Annotated in this window: 18 protein-coding genes; 11 read left to right on the forward strand and 7 right to left on the reverse strand. The window is 44.6% G+C overall.

Translation table 11 applies throughout. The features are described from left to right. Positions 1–2 precede the first annotated feature (2 nt). The 11 genes from J7K63_00400 to J7K63_00450 all read left to right on the forward strand — a co-directional run bounded on the left by J7K63_00400 (position 3) and on the right by J7K63_00450 (position 10,607). Positions 3–992 (forward strand): VWA domain-containing protein, encoded by a 990-nt coding sequence (locus tag J7K63_00400; protein MCD6233488.1) that lies wholly within the window; start codon positions 3–5, stop codon positions 990–992. Continuing rightward, a complete protein-coding gene (locus tag J7K63_00405; protein MCD6233489.1) occupies positions 989–2,008 on the forward strand; it encodes a VWA domain-containing protein in 1,020 nt (339 codons plus the stop codon). Before J7K63_00400 ends, J7K63_00405 begins: the two co-directional genes overlap by 4 nt. Continuing rightward, a complete protein-coding gene (locus tag J7K63_00410) occupies positions 1,986–2,750 on the forward strand; it encodes a tetratricopeptide repeat protein (protein ID MCD6233490.1) in 765 nt (254 codons plus the stop codon). The genes J7K63_00405 and J7K63_00410 overlap by 23 nt, the downstream gene beginning before the upstream one ends. A gap of 71 nt (positions 2,751–2,821) precedes the next feature. Beyond that, positions 2,822–4,543 carry a protein BatD gene (locus tag J7K63_00415; GenBank protein ID MCD6233491.1) on the forward strand — a complete coding sequence of 574 codons (1,722 nt, stop codon included), beginning with the start codon at positions 2,822–2,824 and terminating at the stop codon, positions 4,541–4,543. Next, the gene (locus tag J7K63_00420) at positions 4,540–5,310 is read left to right on the forward strand and encodes a tetratricopeptide repeat protein (protein MCD6233492.1); all 771 of its coding nucleotides are present in this window, start codon (positions 4,540–4,542) and stop codon (positions 5,308–5,310) included. The genes J7K63_00415 and J7K63_00420 overlap by 4 nt, the downstream gene beginning before the upstream one ends. Continuing rightward, on the forward strand, positions 5,310–5,768 hold the full coding sequence (locus J7K63_00425) for an SPOR domain-containing protein (protein ID MCD6233493.1): 459 nt from the start codon (positions 5,310–5,312) through the stop codon (positions 5,766–5,768). Before J7K63_00420 ends, J7K63_00425 begins: the two co-directional genes overlap by 1 nt. Next, a complete protein-coding gene (locus J7K63_00430; GenBank protein ID MCD6233494.1) occupies positions 5,765–6,880 on the forward strand; it encodes a tetratricopeptide repeat protein in 1,116 nt (371 codons plus the stop codon). The genes J7K63_00425 and J7K63_00430 overlap by 4 nt, the downstream gene beginning before the upstream one ends. 74 nt (positions 6,881–6,954) lie before the next feature. Next, a complete protein-coding gene (locus J7K63_00435; GenBank protein MCD6233495.1) occupies positions 6,955–7,908 on the forward strand; it encodes a hypothetical protein in 954 nt (317 codons plus the stop codon). A 97-nt stretch (positions 7,909–8,005) separates the two neighbouring features. Beyond that, positions 8,006–9,598: a PAS domain-containing protein gene (locus tag J7K63_00440; GenBank protein MCD6233496.1), complete on the forward strand. Its 1,593-nt coding sequence runs from the start codon at positions 8,006–8,008 to the stop codon at positions 9,596–9,598. A 10-nt stretch (positions 9,599–9,608) separates the two neighbouring features. Beyond that, entirely contained in the window at positions 9,609–9,809 is a 201-nt protein-coding gene (locus J7K63_00445; protein MCD6233497.1) for a hypothetical protein, read from the forward strand. 48 nt (positions 9,810–9,857) lie between these two features. Beyond that, entirely contained in the window at positions 9,858–10,607 is a 750-nt protein-coding gene (locus J7K63_00450) for a polysaccharide deacetylase family protein (protein ID MCD6233498.1), read from the forward strand. Positions 10,608–10,635: 28 nt separating this feature from the next. On the opposite strand, the gene J7K63_00455 is transcribed toward J7K63_00450, so the two are convergent. From J7K63_00455 to J7K63_00485, 7 genes are all read right to left on the reverse strand, one after another. Beyond that, positions 10,636–11,367 (reverse strand): hypothetical protein, encoded by a 732-nt coding sequence (locus J7K63_00455; GenBank protein MCD6233499.1) that lies wholly within the window; start codon positions 11,365–11,367, stop codon positions 10,636–10,638. A 2-nt stretch (positions 11,368–11,369) separates the two neighbouring features. Beyond that, positions 11,370–12,056, reverse strand: coding sequence for a TrkA family potassium uptake protein (locus J7K63_00460; GenBank protein ID MCD6233500.1), 687 nt, complete (start codon positions 12,054–12,056; stop codon positions 11,370–11,372). A 24-nt stretch (positions 12,057–12,080) separates the two neighbouring features. After that, a complete protein-coding gene (locus J7K63_00465; protein MCD6233501.1) occupies positions 12,081–13,784 on the reverse strand; it encodes a hypothetical protein in 1,704 nt (567 codons plus the stop codon). A 74-nt stretch (positions 13,785–13,858) separates the two neighbouring features. After that, positions 13,859–15,016, reverse strand: coding sequence for a DUF5009 domain-containing protein (locus J7K63_00470; GenBank protein MCD6233502.1), 1,158 nt, complete (start codon positions 15,014–15,016; stop codon positions 13,859–13,861). Between the two features lie 94 nt (positions 15,017–15,110). Continuing rightward, the gene (locus J7K63_00475; GenBank protein ID MCD6233503.1) at positions 15,111–15,869 is read right to left on the reverse strand and encodes a sugar isomerase domain-containing protein; all 759 of its coding nucleotides are present in this window, start codon (positions 15,867–15,869) and stop codon (positions 15,111–15,113) included. A 1-nt stretch (position 15,870) separates the two neighbouring features. Further along, the gene (locus J7K63_00480; GenBank protein MCD6233504.1) at positions 15,871–17,052 is read right to left on the reverse strand and encodes an MFS transporter; all 1,182 of its coding nucleotides are present in this window, start codon (positions 17,050–17,052) and stop codon (positions 15,871–15,873) included. Continuing rightward, positions 17,049–18,017: an ROK family protein gene (locus tag J7K63_00485; protein ID MCD6233505.1), complete on the reverse strand. Its 969-nt coding sequence runs from the start codon at positions 18,015–18,017 to the stop codon at positions 17,049–17,051. Before J7K63_00485 ends, J7K63_00480 begins: the two co-directional genes overlap by 4 nt. Positions 18,018–18,287: the final 270 nt, after the last annotated feature.

Raw genomic sequence — 18,287 nt, forward strand, 5'->3', positions numbered from 1 at the left:
ATATGTTCAGATTTCAGAATCCGGAAATTTTCTTTTCTCTGCTGCTTCTGATACCATTGATTATAACGGAATTCCGTCGTCGTTTTTCAAGGCGCTTTACCCTTCGTATCGGAACTCTGGTCTCACTCCGAAAATTTGCCCCCGGGTATCCTATAAAACTCCTAATTCCCCTGATTTTAAAATATGCGGCTTTTATCCTGATGATTGTGGCTCTGGCACGGCCGCAACGAGGGAATGTAACCCGTGAATTGACCCAGCCCGGGATAGATATCATGATCACGTTGGATATTTCCGGTTCCATGCGGGCTGTGGATTTTAAGCCCAACAGACTTGAAGCCGCAAAGCAGGTTGCCATGGATTTTGTCCGGGGACGTACCACAGACCGCATCGGGCTGGTTGTTTTTGCAGCTGAAGCCTTTCTCCAGTGTCCCCTCACGGTGGATTATGATGTTTTAAACGGGATGATTGAGGATGTACAGATCATTCCGGAAAACCTGGACGGGACGGCTATCGGGCTGGCTATTGCCAATGGTGTAAACCGGTTGAGGGATTCGGATGCAAAAAGCAAAATCATCATTCTTCTCAGCGACGGGGATAACAATGCCGGGGAAATTGATCCGCTGACGGCAGCGGATTTTGCCCGGGAATTTGATATTAAAATCTATACCATCGCCATGGGTATGCATGGACAGGTGAGGATGCCGGTGGATGATCCCCTCTTTGGCCACCGGATGATACCGGTCCAAATTGAAGTCAATGAGGAACTTTTAACGGAAGTTGCCGAAAAAACCGGCGGAACCTTCTTCCGGGCCGATACGGAAGATAAATTAAATCAGATCTGGCAGGATATTTCCGAAATGGAAAAGACAGAGATAAAAGTTTCACAATTTACTGACTGGGAGGAACTCTTTTACCGCTTTTTGATACCGGCATTGATTCTCTTTATTCTTGGGTGGATTTTGGGTCGTGTATTGTGGAGGGTGCGGCCATGATTGAACTGACACATCCCCAGGCATTGTGGCTTCTATTACTGATTCCCTTTCTTATGATGATCCGGTCGGTGGATACGTCGCGCTGGAAACGGCATAGAAAAGTTTTTTTCCATTCAAAAACTTATCCACGCATTATTCATATTAATCCGACCCGCCGGAAAATGATTTATTTTCTGGAATATACAGGATTGGCATTGTGTATTTTTGCCCTGACCGGACCGGGTGTAGGGACGGAAATCCGGGAAGTTCAGCGGGAAGGAGTGGATATTCTTGTTGTCCTGGATTTGAGTCAGAGTATGAGTGCGGCCGATGTGAAACCCTCCCGGCTTGAAAGAGCAAAACTTGAGATTGTCAAAATGTTTTCTGTTTTAAAAGGGGACCGGGTAGGTCTGGTGGGATTTGCCGGTGTGGCCCACCTTCAGTGCCCGTTGACTCTGGACCACCGGGCCGCCCGCATGCTTCTGGATGTGATGGATGTAAACCTGCTGCCTGTCCAGGGCTCGGCTATTGCCGATGCCATTACCGTTGCAACCGGTGCTTTTCCCGAAAAAGATGATAAGCACAAAGTCCTGATACTGATCAGTGACGGTGAGGATCACGAAAAACAAATTGAAGAAGCAGTGAAACAAGCAGCCGGTAAGGGTGTGATCATCTATTCGGTCGGTGTGGGAACCCTTGAAGGGGCCCCCATCCCGGTATATAAAAACGGTCAACTGGCAGATTATAAACGGGACAAATCGGGCAAAGTGATTATCACACAACTGAACGAGGATGCCCTCTGGCAAATGGCCCATGCCACCGGCGGGGAATACCTGCGTCTTACGGATGTGGAAAATCCCCTGCTTCAGATTTACAACGATATTTCCAAACTCGATAAAAAAGTATTTCAAACCCATGAATATGGTCAGTTTAAACAACTGTTTCAGATCTTTTTAGGTCTGGCATTACTTTTATTTCTTGTGAGTGGACTAATACCGGAAAACGGAAAAAGGAATGATGCAGACACAACGATGTAAATATTTCGTGGTGATACAGCTTTTCCTGGCAACAGTCCTTTGGGGAGCCGATCCGGGATTGAATGCATTTTATGAAGGAAAGTACGATACCTCTCTCGCCTATTATTTGAAAAGACTTGAGGATGAGCCGGACAATAAGGTATTACACTACAATGCAGGGACATCTGCCCTGAAGGCCGGTCGCTCGGACCTGGCAGCCACTCATTTTGACAAGACAATGCGATATTCGGAAGATCCTGAGTTCCTGGCAAAAACCTGGTATAACCGGGGACACCTGAAGGCAAAGGAGGGAAAGCTTGATGAAGCATTAAAAGCCTTTGAACAGGCTATTCTCCTCAATCCCCGGGATATCAACAGCAAAGTGATGTACGAGCTTATCAAGGCTCAGCTCCAGCAACAGCAGGATCAACAATCCAACCGCCAGGATCAGAAGGAGAAAGAAAAACAGGAAAAAGAAAAGGAACAAAAATCCCCGGACGAAGAAAATCAACAAGATTCGCAAAAGAGTGAAGATAAAGAAAATCAAAACCAGCAGGAAAAAAAGGGCAAGGATCAGGCAGAGCCGGAAGAATCTCAACCCCGGCAACAAGAATCCCGGCCGGAGCAAAAAGAAGAGGAACTCACCCGTCAACAAATGGTAAATTTACTGGATGCCATGCGGGAAAAAGAAAAAGAAGCCATGAAAGAAATTCTCAGATACCGGTACCAAAAGTCAAAGATTGAAAGAGAGAAAGACTGGTGAGCAGGGCTATTTTAAAAAAAGAACTGTTTTTATTATGTATCAGGGTTTTTGCAGGGCTTCTGATAGGAGTCATGGGAACAGGAATTCTTGTCGCTGCCACCCCCCGTGTGAGTGTCTCTGTTTCAGAAAATGAAATCTCTCTGAAAGAACGGTTCCTGTTGACATTCACCTTTGAGAACTTTTCCGGCAATCCCGACCCGGATGTTTCCCGCCTTAAAGATTTTAGCGTCATATCCGGTCCGTCAAAATCAAACCAGTATTCCTGGATTAACGGGCAGTCCATGAAAGTGTATTCTGTGACTTATACCCTGGCTCCTTTGAAAACGGGCCGGCTGACCATCCCATCCTACACATTTCAGAATAAGCGGCAGTCCTTTCAAACTGAACCGGTGACTATCAGGGTCCGGGAGCCAGAAGGCATTCCTGATACCCGGGCCGATCAGACTCGTTTGAAACCATTCTATTTTGAGCTCCTTCCCTCAACCCGCACCCCTTATGTAGGGGAGCCCTTTGTCTTATCTTATAAAATTTATTTTCGTGAAAATATCCGGAATTACCACGTGGATAAAACCCTGTTTACAGGATATCTGACCGATTTCCTGCCGGTTCCGCGAAATCCTGTAGTCAGGACTGAAACAGTGCAGGGAGTATCCTACCAGACGGCGGTTTTGCAGCAGGTGATTCTCACACCGGCTATCAGCGGCAAAGACACTATCCCGTCCCAGGTTATTCGCCTGGAAGTGGAAAGTCCCCGCCAGGGCAGGCGCTCCATTTTTGATGACCCTTTTGGCATGGGTATCCAATTGAGAAATGTGGATGTGGTATCACCTGAGCTGATCCTGAATATCCGTCCCCTGCCGTCTGATCCGCCGGCTTCTTTTACGGGAGCCGTGGGGTCGTTTACCCTGAATGCTGCTTTTGATACAGTACAAACTGAAGAAAATCAAGCTGTTACTTTAAAGATTGAAGTGAAAGGAAAGGGGAATTTTAAGAATTTTACATTTCCCAAGCCGGAATTTCCGGACCAGTTCATGGTTTTTGAGCCGGAGAATCAGGAAAAGGTCCGCCTGACCGATCAGGGATATACCGGCAGCAAAACATGGGAGTATGTGATCATTCCCAATTATCAGGGGACCTATTATTTTGAACCGGTTGAATTTTCCTATTTTTCTCCGGAAGACGGAAAATATAAGAAGCAGATGGTTTCCGACCTGATTTTAACGGTAACGCCCAATACCCATCTGATACGGGAAAAACAGCAGGGGCTCAGCCGCCGGGAAGTGGAACTTTTGTCTCAGGATATCCGTTTTATTCAGCTCAAGGAAGGGCGGATTATCTCTGAAGATTCCCGTAATACTATTCGTGCTGTGGATTGGACCGGTTACGTTATATCTTTTCTGATTTGCCTTGTATGGGCCATTTTTTCCTGTACGAAGAAATTCCTTGAAAGAAATCCGGCTTATGTGAGAAAAAAAGCGGCTTACAGAATCCTGGAAGCCGCTGTCCGGGAATTACCGGAGAATGCCGAAGAGATCATCATGATGCTTCCGAAACTTTTTGCCCGGTATGTGGCAGATAAAAAAGGCCACAGTCGGCAAAATCTGACCCGAAGTGACGTGATGGCATACTGCCGCAAAAAAATCGATGATGATACCCTTTTGCAGCGGTTTGACAACTGGTGGAAAGAGGTGGAATTTTTGAATTATTTACCGTCTGAAACAGAAATTACGAAAGCACATCAATTGAAAAAGGAAATGCTGGCTTTGATTCGTCTTCTGGAGAAAAAGAGATGAGGTTGCATATCAAATATCTGATTTTGCTGATTCTCATCCCCTTGACCCTGTTTGCACAGGAGGAAGAGCGTGAACGTCTTTTTGTGAAGGCTAATTCATATTATTCATCAGAACAGTATAGTTTGGCTCTGGACCTTTATGAAGAAATTGCCGAAACAGGCCGGATAAGCTTTGAACTTTACTACAATATGGGAAATTGTTATTACAGGCTTGGTCAGACCGGACAAGCTATCCGGTATTGGGAAAAAGCAAAACGAATCCGGCCGAGAGACACACAGGTGAATCACAACCTGGCTCTGGCAAGGCTCCGGATTACGGATAAAATGGTGCTTCCTGAGGCATTTTTCCCTATCCAACTCTGGTGGGATCTGAGGGATATGCTGGGGGCATCCTTCAGTTTTCGATTGTCCGGATATTTTTTAATGAGCGGCCTTATCCTCTTTTTTATTTCCCGGAAACTTTATAAAAAACGTTGGTTGAAACGCCTTTCAAATCCCCTGATCCTCTTAATCTCAATCCTGTTTATCATCAGCCTGTCCCTTTCCTTACATACACGTCATTATGATAAAACCCACCATTTTGGTATTCTTTTAAACAAAGAGGTTGAAGTGAAAAGTGCTCCACAGGAAGCGGCCAATACCCTGTTTATGCTCCATGAGGGATCGAAGGTGCGTATTCTGGACAAAGCAGGGACTGATTGGGTGGAAGTCTCTTATTATGATGACAAGGTAGGCTGGATTAAACAAAACCAGATTGGAGATATTTGATGGGTCGATTGAGTATTATCCTTTTGCTGATAATAAAGGTTGCCTTTGCGCAGGTCAGGCAGAATGAATGGATTGATCCTGAAACCCTGAAAGATAACCGGGTTTTTTCCTATCAGACTGTTCAGGCTTCGGATTCAACCATCATCGATTATATCCGGGATACAACAGGCCTGAATATTGAGGATTCCGTCACCGTCCGGAGAGGATATCGCGTTCAGATTGTATCCACCCAGGATGTGAATCAGGCAGAAAATGTGGCGGACAGAGCCGTGGAATTTTTCAACCAGCCCGTTTATATCGTGTTTGAATCCCCCTATTATAAAGTGAGAGTCGGGGATTTTCTCAGAGATCTTGATGCCATGGATGTCGAACGTAAAGCCCGTCAAAACGGGTATCCCGGTGCCTGGATTGTGCCCAGCGATGTGAATGTCCCCAATCCGAACCGGCGTTATAAATGAGCCGGAAAATCCGTACACTAACCGTTCTGGCTCTTTTTTTTGCTTTACTGCCCTGCCACATGTTGGCTGACAGTCTTTTAGTAAAAGGTGTTCATGATATACAGAATTATCAGTTTTCCAAAGGTCAATCTCTGTTCAGAAAAGCAGACGTCCCCGAACCTGTGAGGATATTTTACCTTTTGAATTCAGAATATATGAAGCTGAAAATCAACGGTCAGTATCGGGAAGCAAATGAGTTTCTCATGAATGGGGTTGAAGAGGCAAAAAGTGTATTTGATAAAGCACTGGATAAAAAAAATCCGGAATATGCCGATATTCTCATGTATTACGGAGCATTGTTGGGACTTAAATCACAGGTATATATGGCCGGGAATAAATATTTACAGGGATATTATCACGGTTACAGGGGAATCGAGAAGGTTAAAACGGCGTACGGACTGGATACTACATTGACGGATGCTCTTATCGCCATGGGGACATACGAGTTTTACAGCGGTATTATGGCACAGCATTATTCTGTGGTCGGAGCGGTGATTGATGCTGAAGAAGCTATCCGGAGAGGACTCGGTTATTTTTGGCAGACCTGGAATCGGGGTGAACGTTCAAAAGCCGAAGCGGGTCACCTGCTTCTGTTGATTTATACCTATGAAATGTGTGATTATCCGAAAGCCCTCACAATAGGTGAGGAGCTGCTGAAAGAGTACCCCGGGAATCTTGAAAACCGCTCTTTGTATGCCGAAGCCCTGATTCTGTCAGGCCACTTTGACCCGGCTGATGAAGTCCTCGGGGATTTTGACAAATATACAACCTGGCTTAGTGAGGGGGGAAAAAGGGTATGGGGACTGAGAAAAAAATATGTCCAGGCGGTATATGCTATGGAGAAAGGCGATTTTCAAAAGGCTGAATCACTGTTTCAGGCAGTCATAAAAAATTATTGTTTTGAATATCAATGGCAGAAAAACCGGTCTCTTTTGAAAATCGGACAAATGGCTGATCTTCAGGGGAATCGTAAAAAAGCCCTTAGGTATTATCAGCGGGTTATGGATTCCAAAGAGACAACCCGGGCTGTCCTGGAAGCAGAAAAATATCTGAAGAAACCCTATTTACCATGAATTCAACTCTTTCCTTTCCTAAATCTCTAACCCTTGTTCCGGTGCGGGAAAATCATATATCTTTAATATGGAACATGCGAAAAACCCATCCGGCATGGAAGCACATAAGCAGGGAACACATTAAGAAAGCAGTTGTAGATAAATGGTCCGGATCCCCGACATCCCGATGGCTGATAACCATACAGGACAGACTATATGGTGAAATCGGATGGAAATCCTATACTCCGGGAGAATACCTGTATCTTGATTTGATTGTATACCGGAAAGAACTATACCGGTTGGACCTTGCCACTCATTGTATTGTCCCTTTTGTTCGCATTTTATCCCGAAATTTTAGAATCCATAAGGTCCGGTGCTCTGTTTTACGACCGGATATGATGCTGGAAAAATTTTTAGGGTCCATGAACTTCAGACAGATATCGGTCCGCCATGTGCCGGCAAGAGATATTTTTCCCGGAGGTTTGATGGCCTCTTATGAGGTGGAATGTGATCACCTGATTCATAAATTCAGCAAGGTACCGAAAATCCGTTGGAAATCCCTTCAACTGATCCCCTTTAAATTGCTGGATACAGATTCGGCACCTCTTGATTTCCCCGAATCTCTGAAAACATTTCCCCATATAAAAAAACTTGTTTCATTGAAAAGCAGAAAAGATCTGGTTTATTATTACAGCTCTTTACCCCACTCATTGGACGTGAAAACGGTTTTGTATACCGGTGGGGGAGAAGTCAGAAAGATCGGGGCAGCCGTACTCAGTGAAGATTTTCCGGATAGTATTATCTGGTATCCTCCATTTCACGCTTCGGGTTTGGAAGAAAATCTTTTTGCCTGTATCCTTGATTCACTTAGAAGTCATTCTGTAATCCGTTCAGGGCATGTCCATAAAGCCGAAGTGGAAAAAATCCGTCTGATGAAAACTTTTAACTTCATTCAGGATACCTTTGGTTCGGATGGGTATAGCTCCTGGCATCTGGAAACAGTGGCCCTTCCGGAGCGGGATTTGCTGCTAAACAGGGATAAGATATGAAATATATATTTAATATGTGATGATTATGTAAAATATTGGGAATTATCCTGTCGTTTTATATAAATTTCCCTTAAAAATAACCGAAAGGCATTCCTCAATGATTGTACAGCTTATTTTCAATGCCGCTTTATTGATTGCTTTATCTTCGCTTTATAGTGTAGTTGTACATTATCGCCGGGATGGGTCCATTGGAAATAAACTGTTAAAAGGACTGTTATTTGGCATTATATCCGTGGCCGGAATGAATCTGCCGGTTCATTATCAGTCGGGGATTTTCTATGATGGACGATCCATTGTGCTTGTACTGGCCGGATTGTTCGGTGGAGGATATACTTCCCTGGTATCTGTGCTGATTGCCGCCACATACCGGACACTTATTGGTGGCCCGGGAACCATGGCAGGAATCGCAACAATCATTACCAGTGCCGGTACCGGCCTGATATTTCGCAAACTCTGGCATAATGATCCTCTCAAAATGGGTCCATGGACTTTATTGCGCGTTGGAATTGTTGCCCACATATTCATGCTTGCCAGCCAGCTCCTTCTGCCCTGGGAAGTGGCATTGAACACCATTGCCTGTATCTGGAAACCGGTGATGCTTGTATTTCCGGTGGCAACCCTGTTGATGGGGCTCTTACTTGGAAATGAAGAACGGCGTGTACTGATGGAAAAACGCCTCAGGGAGAGCAAAACTTCGCTCCATATTGCCCAGGAAATTGCCCGTATGGGAAGCTGGGAATATGATTTGAAAAGCGATAAGGCTTCGTGGTCGGAAAACACCCCCATTGTTTTTGGTCTCTCCCGGCAATCTGAAACGCTGAAATATGAGAATTTTGTCCATGTTGTCCATCCTGAAGACAAGCATTTGCTTCTGGCGACTGTGGAGACTATCAAAAAGAAGAAAGCCCCTGTTGAAGTCGAATTAAGGATTGTGGTTCCCGGAGGATACATCCGTTATATACACAACAAACTGATTCCGGTCCTTGAAAATGGTGAAGTGGTTATTATAAAAGGAGTCAGTATGGATACCACCGAACTCCGGACAGTGGATATCCAATTAAAAAATAATCTGAAAGAAAAAGAGATTCTCCTGAAGGAAATTCACCATCGGGTTAAGAATAATCTGAATGTGATCATCAGCCTTCTGAATATGCAAAGGCGGTATATCCGGACGAAAGAGGACGCATTGAAAGCCGTTGATGAAATCCGCAACCGGATTTTTTCCATGAGTCTGGTCCATGCAAAGCTCTATAAATCCGATAATTTTTCCCGGATAGACATGAAAGATTATATTGAAACTATTATCCGGCACTATTTACAGGCAACTAACCTGGAAAAGAATATCCAGGCGGATATTCAGGTGGATTCGGTCTACCTGGATATTAATACGGCAATCCCCTGTGGATTAATCATCAATGAATTAGTGACCAATATTTTAAAACACGCTTTTCCAAATCGCAACAAGGGTAAAATTCATATATTTTTTCACCCGTTGGAAGACTCAAAATTGGAACTTGTCATCGGAGACGACGGTATAGGGTTGAATCATGATGTCAACGTATTACAGTCTGACACTCTGGGGCTACGTATTGTCCATCTGTTGGCAGCCCAGATTCATGGGGAGGTTCACATTTTCAATGAAAAGGGGACGACTTTCACTATCGTTTTTCCCAATAAAAAATTGTCATAAAGGAGGTATGATGAACGTGAGAAAAATTCTTGTGTATTTTGCCGGAATTTTCACGGTAACTTTTATTGTTAATGTTATTGTGACATTTTTCTACAGTTGGATTACTCATGGCACGGCGATGGCCGAATGGGGAATCTCTTTTTGCCTGGCTCTCACCCTGGGTTTTGTCATGACATGGGTTCATGCCAGGGATCATGTGCAGCACAAATAAATGAAGTATCCCGGAGAGGTTATAGTGAAAAATTGGACTATTTGGATAATGATATTGCTTGTTTATGCCGGATGTACGGCATCTAAACAAGACAAAGCACTGGTATACAGCCATGGTGCTGTTACACGGACTGACACCAGTCAGAAACAAATCCATCTGGTATTTACGGGCGATGAGTATGCCGACGGTGGACCGGTTATTCGTGAAGTTTTGGACAAATATGGCATTAAAGCCTCTTTTTTTCTGACGGGCAATTTCTATAGGAACCCTGATTTCCAGCCCATCATTGAGGGATTGCGGGAGGATGGCCATTACCTGGGAGCTCATTCTGACAGGCACTTGTTATATGCCAGCTGGGAAAATCGCGATTCCACCCTGGTCAGCCGGGAAGAATTTGAAAGGGATGTGCTGAACAATTACCGGGAGATGTTCCGCTTTGGCATCCAAAAAGAAGAGGCACCTTATTATCTGCCGTCTTATGAATGGTATAACGAAGAAATTGCCCGCTGGACAAAGGAATTAGGACTTGTTCTGGTCAATTTCAGTCCAGGCACCTATTCAAATGCCGATTATACCATCCCGGACATGGGAAACCGTTATATCCCGTCGGATACCATCTTTGAACGGATTCTAAATTATGAGGAAGACAACGGGTTGAACGGGTTTATATTACTTTTACATATTGGTGTTCATCCTGAAAGGCCCGACCCCTTTTATTATCAACTGGATTCTTTGATACAGGTATTGAAAAAGCGGGGGTACACTTTCAACCTTCTGGACAAAGCTATTCCATCCTGAATAAAAATGAATGAATAATTTCTATTTTTTAATCGTCCGGGTCGTCGTCTGGATTATCGACATATAAAAAGGCGATACGGACCTTTTCGGACCGGTCTTTTATGGGAACAAACTTGAATTTAAGTTCCAGGGAGGAATTCCTGATTGGCAGCTCCAGCGTGGCTGTAAATTCTTTGACCTGGGCATCCTTCAGGGCCGCCAGTAAGAATTGCCGAAAAAAACGTTCATTATTAGGTTGTTTTTCAATCACATTAAAGCTGAATATATCCTGTTCAACACCAAAAGCTTGCTGAAGGGGTTTTGTAAATTTGAAAACCGATTTGTCAAAATCAGCCATAATTATTTTCCGGCTTGCCCGTCTGAAAAGGACTTCCAGAGCCCGGAGACTCAGGGCTGTTCGGTCTGCCCGTAATGTGTCGTACGTTTCCAAATGTTCTGCCACCTTGGTTGCCAGATTTGTAATCAGAGTTATCTCGTCGTCTATCCAGGAAATATCGTGTATACCTGTGGAAAAATCTCCGGATAGAAGACGACGAAAATAATTGACAAGTCGCTTATTAAACCGGAAAATGCGAAGAGTTAAGTATATCCAAAAGCCGATATATAAAAGAGTAATAACGAGTACAAAGAAAAACAAGGAAAAGGTATCAACCAGATAAATGGCTGCAATCAATCCTCCTAAACCTGTCAACCCCGGAAAGAACCAGAGAATCTTCAAAGGCAGTTTAAAACTCCTGTCTCTTTCCTTTTTTTTCTTCATGGTTAATCCTTTGCGAATTTTTCAATATTCCCATCTGAACCGGCAACAAGAAGGATATCACCTTCCTGTAGTTTTTCCGTAGGTAATGGGACATCATTGTATTCCTCCCGAAAAGTTCTGTCTCCTTCTTCGGTAATATCCGGTATATAGCGTTTGATACCTACAATGTTCACATTGTAATTTTTCCGGGGATTCATCTGCACCAGCGTTTTTCCGATATATTTATCGGGTATTTTCACTTCGGCAATGCTATGGCCTTCGGATATAGGGATAAATTTCGTTACATTGCTTGATATGAGTCCCCGGGCAATTGTTTTCCCCATTTGTTCTTCAATGCTGACAATCTCATCGATATCCATGATTCGGAGGATTTCCCGCTGAAGGTCATTGATCGCCCGGGCCCAGATTTTTTTAATACCCATTTTTTTCAGCAGGAGTGTCGTGAGCAGATTGGCTTCCACGTCATCTCCGATGCAGACAACGGCCAGATCCACATCTTTAATGGCGATACCCTCCAGGGCTGTTCTGTCCATGGAATTCAAAGCAACGGCATAGGTAACCGATTCTTTCACGGCTTCGATTTGATCCTTATTAATGTCAATGGCAATCACCTGAGCACCATGTTCTGTCAGTTCCAGTGCCAAGGTTCTTCCAAAGGTCCCCAAACCGATGACTGCTATACTTCGCATAATCTTACTCCAGTTTTAAAAACTCTATCCAATCATAATGTGTTCTTCGGCATAGGTATAATTTTGAGGTTTATTGCCGAAGACCAGGGCATATCCGATGGTCAGGGGACCCAGCCGTCCGATAAACATCAGAATCATTATCAAAATTTTACCGGTATTGGATAAATCCCCGGTAATTCCGGTGGATAGTCCCACTGTTCCTACGGCGCTGATGGTTTCGAATAGAATATCCATGAAAGGAAAAGGTTCTACATAGACCAGTGCCAGGAGAAGGACTCCGATAAAAACCAAATAGAATAAAAGGACTGTCAGTGCTTTTTGAATGGTATCGGCAGAGATGGTCCGTTTCATGACTTCCAGATTGTTTTTGGACGTCACTCCCCGGATCATGGTCAGCCATAAAACGGCAAAGGTAGTGGTTTTTAATCCGCCGCCTGTGGAGCCGGGAGATGCGCCGATAAACATGAGAAAAATCATAAGGAGCAGGGTAGGTGAAGACATAGTGGAGATTAGTGCCGTATTAAAGCCGGCGGTTCGTGTCGTTACGGATTGGAAAAAGGAGAGCAGCAGGGCATTTCGTGTGGAGTCTGTCCCGAAATGCTGTCTTTCAAAAAGGTAAATTCCTGCCATACCTGCTACAATCAGAATAAAGGTAACTCGAAGGACAATTCGGGTTTGTACTTTCAAACGGGGGATGCGGCTTTTCTTCCCGGAAAACAATTTTTGAAAAGCGGTGGTTATATTTCTCAAAGCCAAAAAGCCAAGTCCACCAATGATAATCAGGCCGGCTATAATAAAATTTGTCGCCAGATCAAACCGATGAGGCATCAAGCTGTCTGTATTTGTCGAAAATCCGGCGTTGCAAAAAGCAGATACGGAGTGAAAGACGGAATGATAGATGGTTTGCCCCCAGGTGGGGTAAAAATCCCGCCAGGCAAAAACAAGTCCAACAGCCCCGATAAACTCTACAATAAATGTCAGTTTAATGATAAAAAAGATGATTCGAAAAGCGTCAGAAAGCGTATCATTATCCAGAACATTCTGGACCAGTGTTCTGTCCTTGATGCTCATCCTTTTACCCCCGACAAGAGCTAAAAATACGGAAAAGGTCATGATTCCCAACCCGCCGAGTTGAATAAGAATAGCTATGACGCTTTGACCGATGGTATTAAACCACGTGGCGGTATCCCGGACAATCAATCCCGTGACGCATATAGCCGATGTAGAGGTAAACATGGCATCCACAAGAGGTGTTTGAACGCCGGATGTAGTAACTATGGGGAGCGTCAGAACTACGGCGCCGGCACAGATAGTCAGAAAAAAGGAGAGAATCATAAGCCGAGCGGGGTGAAGGCCCAGATTGCTGATAAGACTCCTGGCTTTCCGCAAACGAGAAAAAATCATGACGATGATGATGATCTGTTTCAGGATGATTGACAAGGCGTCATCATGGATGAAAGGATAATGCTGAAACAGGGGGATAAAAACAATGAAATCGTACCAATTTCCTTTTATGTGCTGAAATTTATTTTTTGAAATGAGAATTTTAATGATGACATCGCTGATAAACAGAATCAGGATTCCGGCATTTAATTTATTGAAAAAGAGTAAATATGGTGCCGCATAATGTGTTCTTTCAAACATCAGGCTGAAAAGGGCAAAAATGGCTGTAATTCCAACCACTTTATTCAAAAATGAAACAAGGGATTTGTAACGATCTTTAATCATTTATTTAATTTAAATCAATCTGAGATTCAAAAAAAGAAGTATAGAATCTAAAATATCACATTGATAAATATCATTTAGAGCTTGATTCTGATTTTATACCGGGTAAGCAAGTGAGTTATTAGCAATATAAAAGCTGTAAAGAGAAAGGCTCTGATGATACCCACACCGGCATGGATATGCCCCCATTGAAAATACGGAATCGCCAGGGTATCAAAAAGAATATAGAAAACAGCCGGAAGCAAATAGGCTGTGAGGGGATTTTGTGCCGAAGGTTGAAGGGGTTTGCCCCATTTTTTCAGGCCTTTTACATCGGTGACAAGATAAATCAGCAGAAAAATCAAGACGCACAGGGCTGCGCTCCAGAGTCCCCACACAGGAGTTGCCTGAATTTTAGAAACGATGTACACCTTGTGCAATAACCAGCCGGCAAGCCATAATCCGAAGGCTTCACCCGGCAAATGTTTCAGGATAATACCCTGTCCCTTTTTCAGTTGCAAGCCGGCATAGAGTCCTGCCAGAACAATCAGCACATGGGTCCCGATAAATTTCCCCGGGTGAATAAAATCCACAAGGGGCTGAAGGGCATCGAACCGGCCGGATACTTCACCAATGAAAAGAAGGATGCAAAACCCCATGCTGAGGATGATGATGTCTTCACGGTCTTTAAAAAACAGATAAATCAGGGAAGCCACGGCATAAGCCCATCCAATGAGTCCCAATATACCCCACCAGCCTGTCCGGAGCCATTGGCTGTTGGCTATATCGCCCCGGCGGTAGGTTATGGCAAGGAAAAGGAGCAGAATCCATCCGATTTTTGGAATATATTGTTTTACTTTGGGTCTGTCTTCCCAGATGTTCCAAATCATAAAAAAGGAAGTATACATCAGCAGTTGCCAGAGTGTTTTGGGGAGCAGGGCAATATGAGGATTATACGCACCGGAATTCAGCATCATAACCCCCATAATGATTAAAGCCAGGCTTCGTTCGCCGATATGTCTGATTGAGGGAATAATGCCATGAGACATTCGTTTTTCAAGGGCTATAGGTATAACCATCCCTACAATAAAGAGAAAGGCGGGGAATACCAGATCCGGCAAGGTCATCCCATCGGTATTGGCACCTGCATGATGCAGCCATCCCGGTGCATCCGGCACGGAAGCCACATCATTTACAAAGATCATCAGGGCTATAGTAAGTCCGCGGAAAAGATCAATACTGATCACTCGTTTCATGGAAATCCCCCTTTAATAAAAAAGTGCTGAGACTGCCTTATGGTTTGGGGGGAGGGGATAAGACAGCCTCAACACAAAGAATTTCAATGGGGCGTCAAACGCCAACAATCCGTTTTTTATATTCTTTCAGGGCTTCATTCAGCCTGTCATGAGCCCCGGGATCACCCACGTTATGACTTGGGTGAATATACAATTTTACGCCCCTGTCTGCCAATATTTCTGCAACCGTTGTGATGGTCATCCATACAGCCGTGACGAATGCGATTGTAGAAACGGGTCCGATTTTGTCCGGATGGTTTTTCAGCGGGACGGTTGCATCTTCACCGGGGGCACAGGAATCAACTACAATATCCGCCAATTCAAACATGGTTTTTCCGCAGGAATGTTTGGTTGTCCGTCCTTCAGCCGCTTTTTGTGCTCCATAGACAATCAGTTTCATTCCCTTCTCCTTGGCTTTCAGGGCAACATCAATGTTCACGGCATTCACGCCGGAATGGGAAAATATCCACATGCAATCCCGTGAATCAAAATTGTAGCCTTCCATGATCTGGGTGCCGTAACCTTCCACCCGTTCCAGAAAAACAAATTGGTGTACACCCATATCTCCCACAATATGGGTAAAAAAGGAGAGAGGAAGTTCAATAATGGGATGGAATCCCACAAATCCTCCGATACGGGGGTACATTTCCTCGATGGGCAGGGTTGCATGCCCACATCCGAATGTGTGGACCCAACGTCCTGCTTCGATGGTATCGGCCATGGCTTCGGCTGCTTTCCGGATGGCATCCATCTGGGTATTCTCAATAGCATTCATCACTTCATACGCATTTTTTAACCATTCTTTTGCTAACATATCACTGTTCCTTTTTTGTTTGAACGTTAAAAATTCCAATGGCAAGACCAAACATGATGATCACACTGAGTATCAGCATGAGCGGATAATAAGTAAGTCCGAAAGAATTGGTGAGTATTCCAGTCAAATAATTCAGAAGGATGTTTCCCAACAGGGCAATTACCAGGACAAAACTGAAAGCGGATCCGCTTAATTCGGGATACCGTTCGCCTACTTTCGCCAAGATTACCGGAAATCCGGCAGAAAACCCCAGTCCTAACAGAATCAGTGAAAAAGCAGCCGTAACTGCCGGGGCAGAATAGAGTATGGCCGATCCGGTAAACTGAAGTCCGATACTGCCGAAGAGAATAAGGGTAAAACAAATATAGAGAACTTTCACCGGGGATAATTTCCGGAGGGCCCAGCCCAGGATCAGCCGTCCGGCGGTAATGGATGCCACCAGAAAGGTGAGAAACATAACGGCATTTGTCCGGGAAAGTCCTACCTGATCATGAGTCAGATATGCAGCAGACCAGTTATTGGCCATGCCTTCCAAAGCACTTTCAAAAAACAGAATAAATCCCAACCCGATCAGAATACCATCCCTGAAAAAGGATTTCAGCCGGGATACGGGAAGTTTATCCGTGTGTTTAGGCGGGGGAAAGGGGATGATCAGAAAGTAGATGACAGGAATGATGAGAAAGAGTGCCACAAAGCGGATGATCTGTGCGAGACTCCAAATTTTCATCAGGAGGCCGGTTAATAAAGGCATCCCCAGAGCTCCGATTCCATAAAAGACACCCAAAAGGCTCAAGGCAGAACTTTTATTTTCTGTGTTGATATCGGAAACCATGGCATTGGTCCCTCCGTTGATGGCACCGCCGCCCAATCCGATAAGAAAGAATGCTGCCTGGACAGGTAAAAGAGTTTCCGTGGCAACCATCATCCAAAACCCTGCAGATACCAGAAGGGTGCTGATGATCAGCAGATACTTATATCCGAAGCGGTCGGCAAAGGGACCAAAAACAAGGCTTCCCAAAAGGATACCGGCCGGCAATAAGGCAGCCAGGCTTCCCAGTTGAGCATTTGTCAGACCGAATTGTTCAGATAGAAAGGTATTCACCGTTCCTAAGGATATCATCACAATACCAAATAGAAGCATTCCCGCATACGCTGCCAGAATTTGCAGCATGGATTTTTTCATGATTGGTTCTCCTTTATGTTTTTATCAAAGGGGAGGGCAGCAGCACCATATAAGGCTGCATTTCCCTCCAGGGCGGAAGCTTTGAGTGTAACCTGCTGAATGGCAATGGGTTGTGCCCACTTTTTTGCTTCCTTTAAAATATCCGGCAGAAAGCGGACAGCGGGGCCGAAAACCCCGCCGCCGAAAATGATGATTTCCGGATTGAAAAGGCTTACGTAATTGGCAACTGCCATCCCCCAGAGTTCTATGGCCTGATTCAGAACAAAGCGGCTTAGTGAATCACCGGAATCATAGTGTGCAAAGATATCCTCTGATTTGGGCGGAGCGTCCTGATATCTGAAATATCCCTGATATTCCGGATTTTTTTCCATGTATTCTTTGCCGCTTCGTGAAAGTCCGTCTCCCGAAGCGTAGTATTCAAAACATCCCATCGCTTTGAATTTATCCTTGTAAGGACGTTCCAGAGCCATCCAGCCGGTTGCGCCTGATATGGCACTAAAACCGCTTAATACGTGACCATCCACCATGATGCCTGCACCAATACCTGTTCCAACAGTGATAAATACAGCATTGCGGGTTCCGGCGGCATTCCCGTGCATTGCCTCTCCCCGAAGACAACATGTCCTGTCGCCATCGGCAAAAACCGGGGTATCTTTCAAAGCCGGATATTTTTTTAACAGAGATACCAGGGGAAGTTCATCCCATCCGGGGATATTGGGAGCCCATACTGTTTCCCGGTATGGACCTGCAATACCGGGAACGCAAACACCTACGCCGGCCAGATCACCATCTTTTATATTGATACGATCTGTCAGTCGCTGAATGGTCTGCCTGATAAGGTCCACAACTTCTTCACCAGAGCGACCGGCCAGCAATTCATAATGTTCGGACAGTATTTTTCCCTCTTCGTCTATCAGGGCGCCTTTGACTTTTGTCCCCCCCAGATCAACGCCAATGGATTTCATTATTTCCCTTTCTCTGAATCTTCAGATTAACGATAAAACTCTCCGGAAACTTCCGGACCCCGCAACTTTTTTAAACCGGAAAGGATAAGTAAGTGTTTTTGTTTCTCGGAATTAACACAGGGTCTATGAAAATTCCGTTAAAGCTAAATTATTCACAATGCCCCAATCTGTCAAGTAAAATGTCCCTGCCGATCCTTACGGTTTTGCTGACGAATAAAATTGTGTGGAAAGGATGGACTGATGGTTATATATTCAACGGCAATCTTCAGT

This window comes from Candidatus Neomarinimicrobiota bacterium (genome assembly GCA_021157965.1).
GTDB lineage: Bacteria > Fidelibacterota > Fidelibacteria > Fidelibacterales > Fidelibacteraceae > Fidelibacter.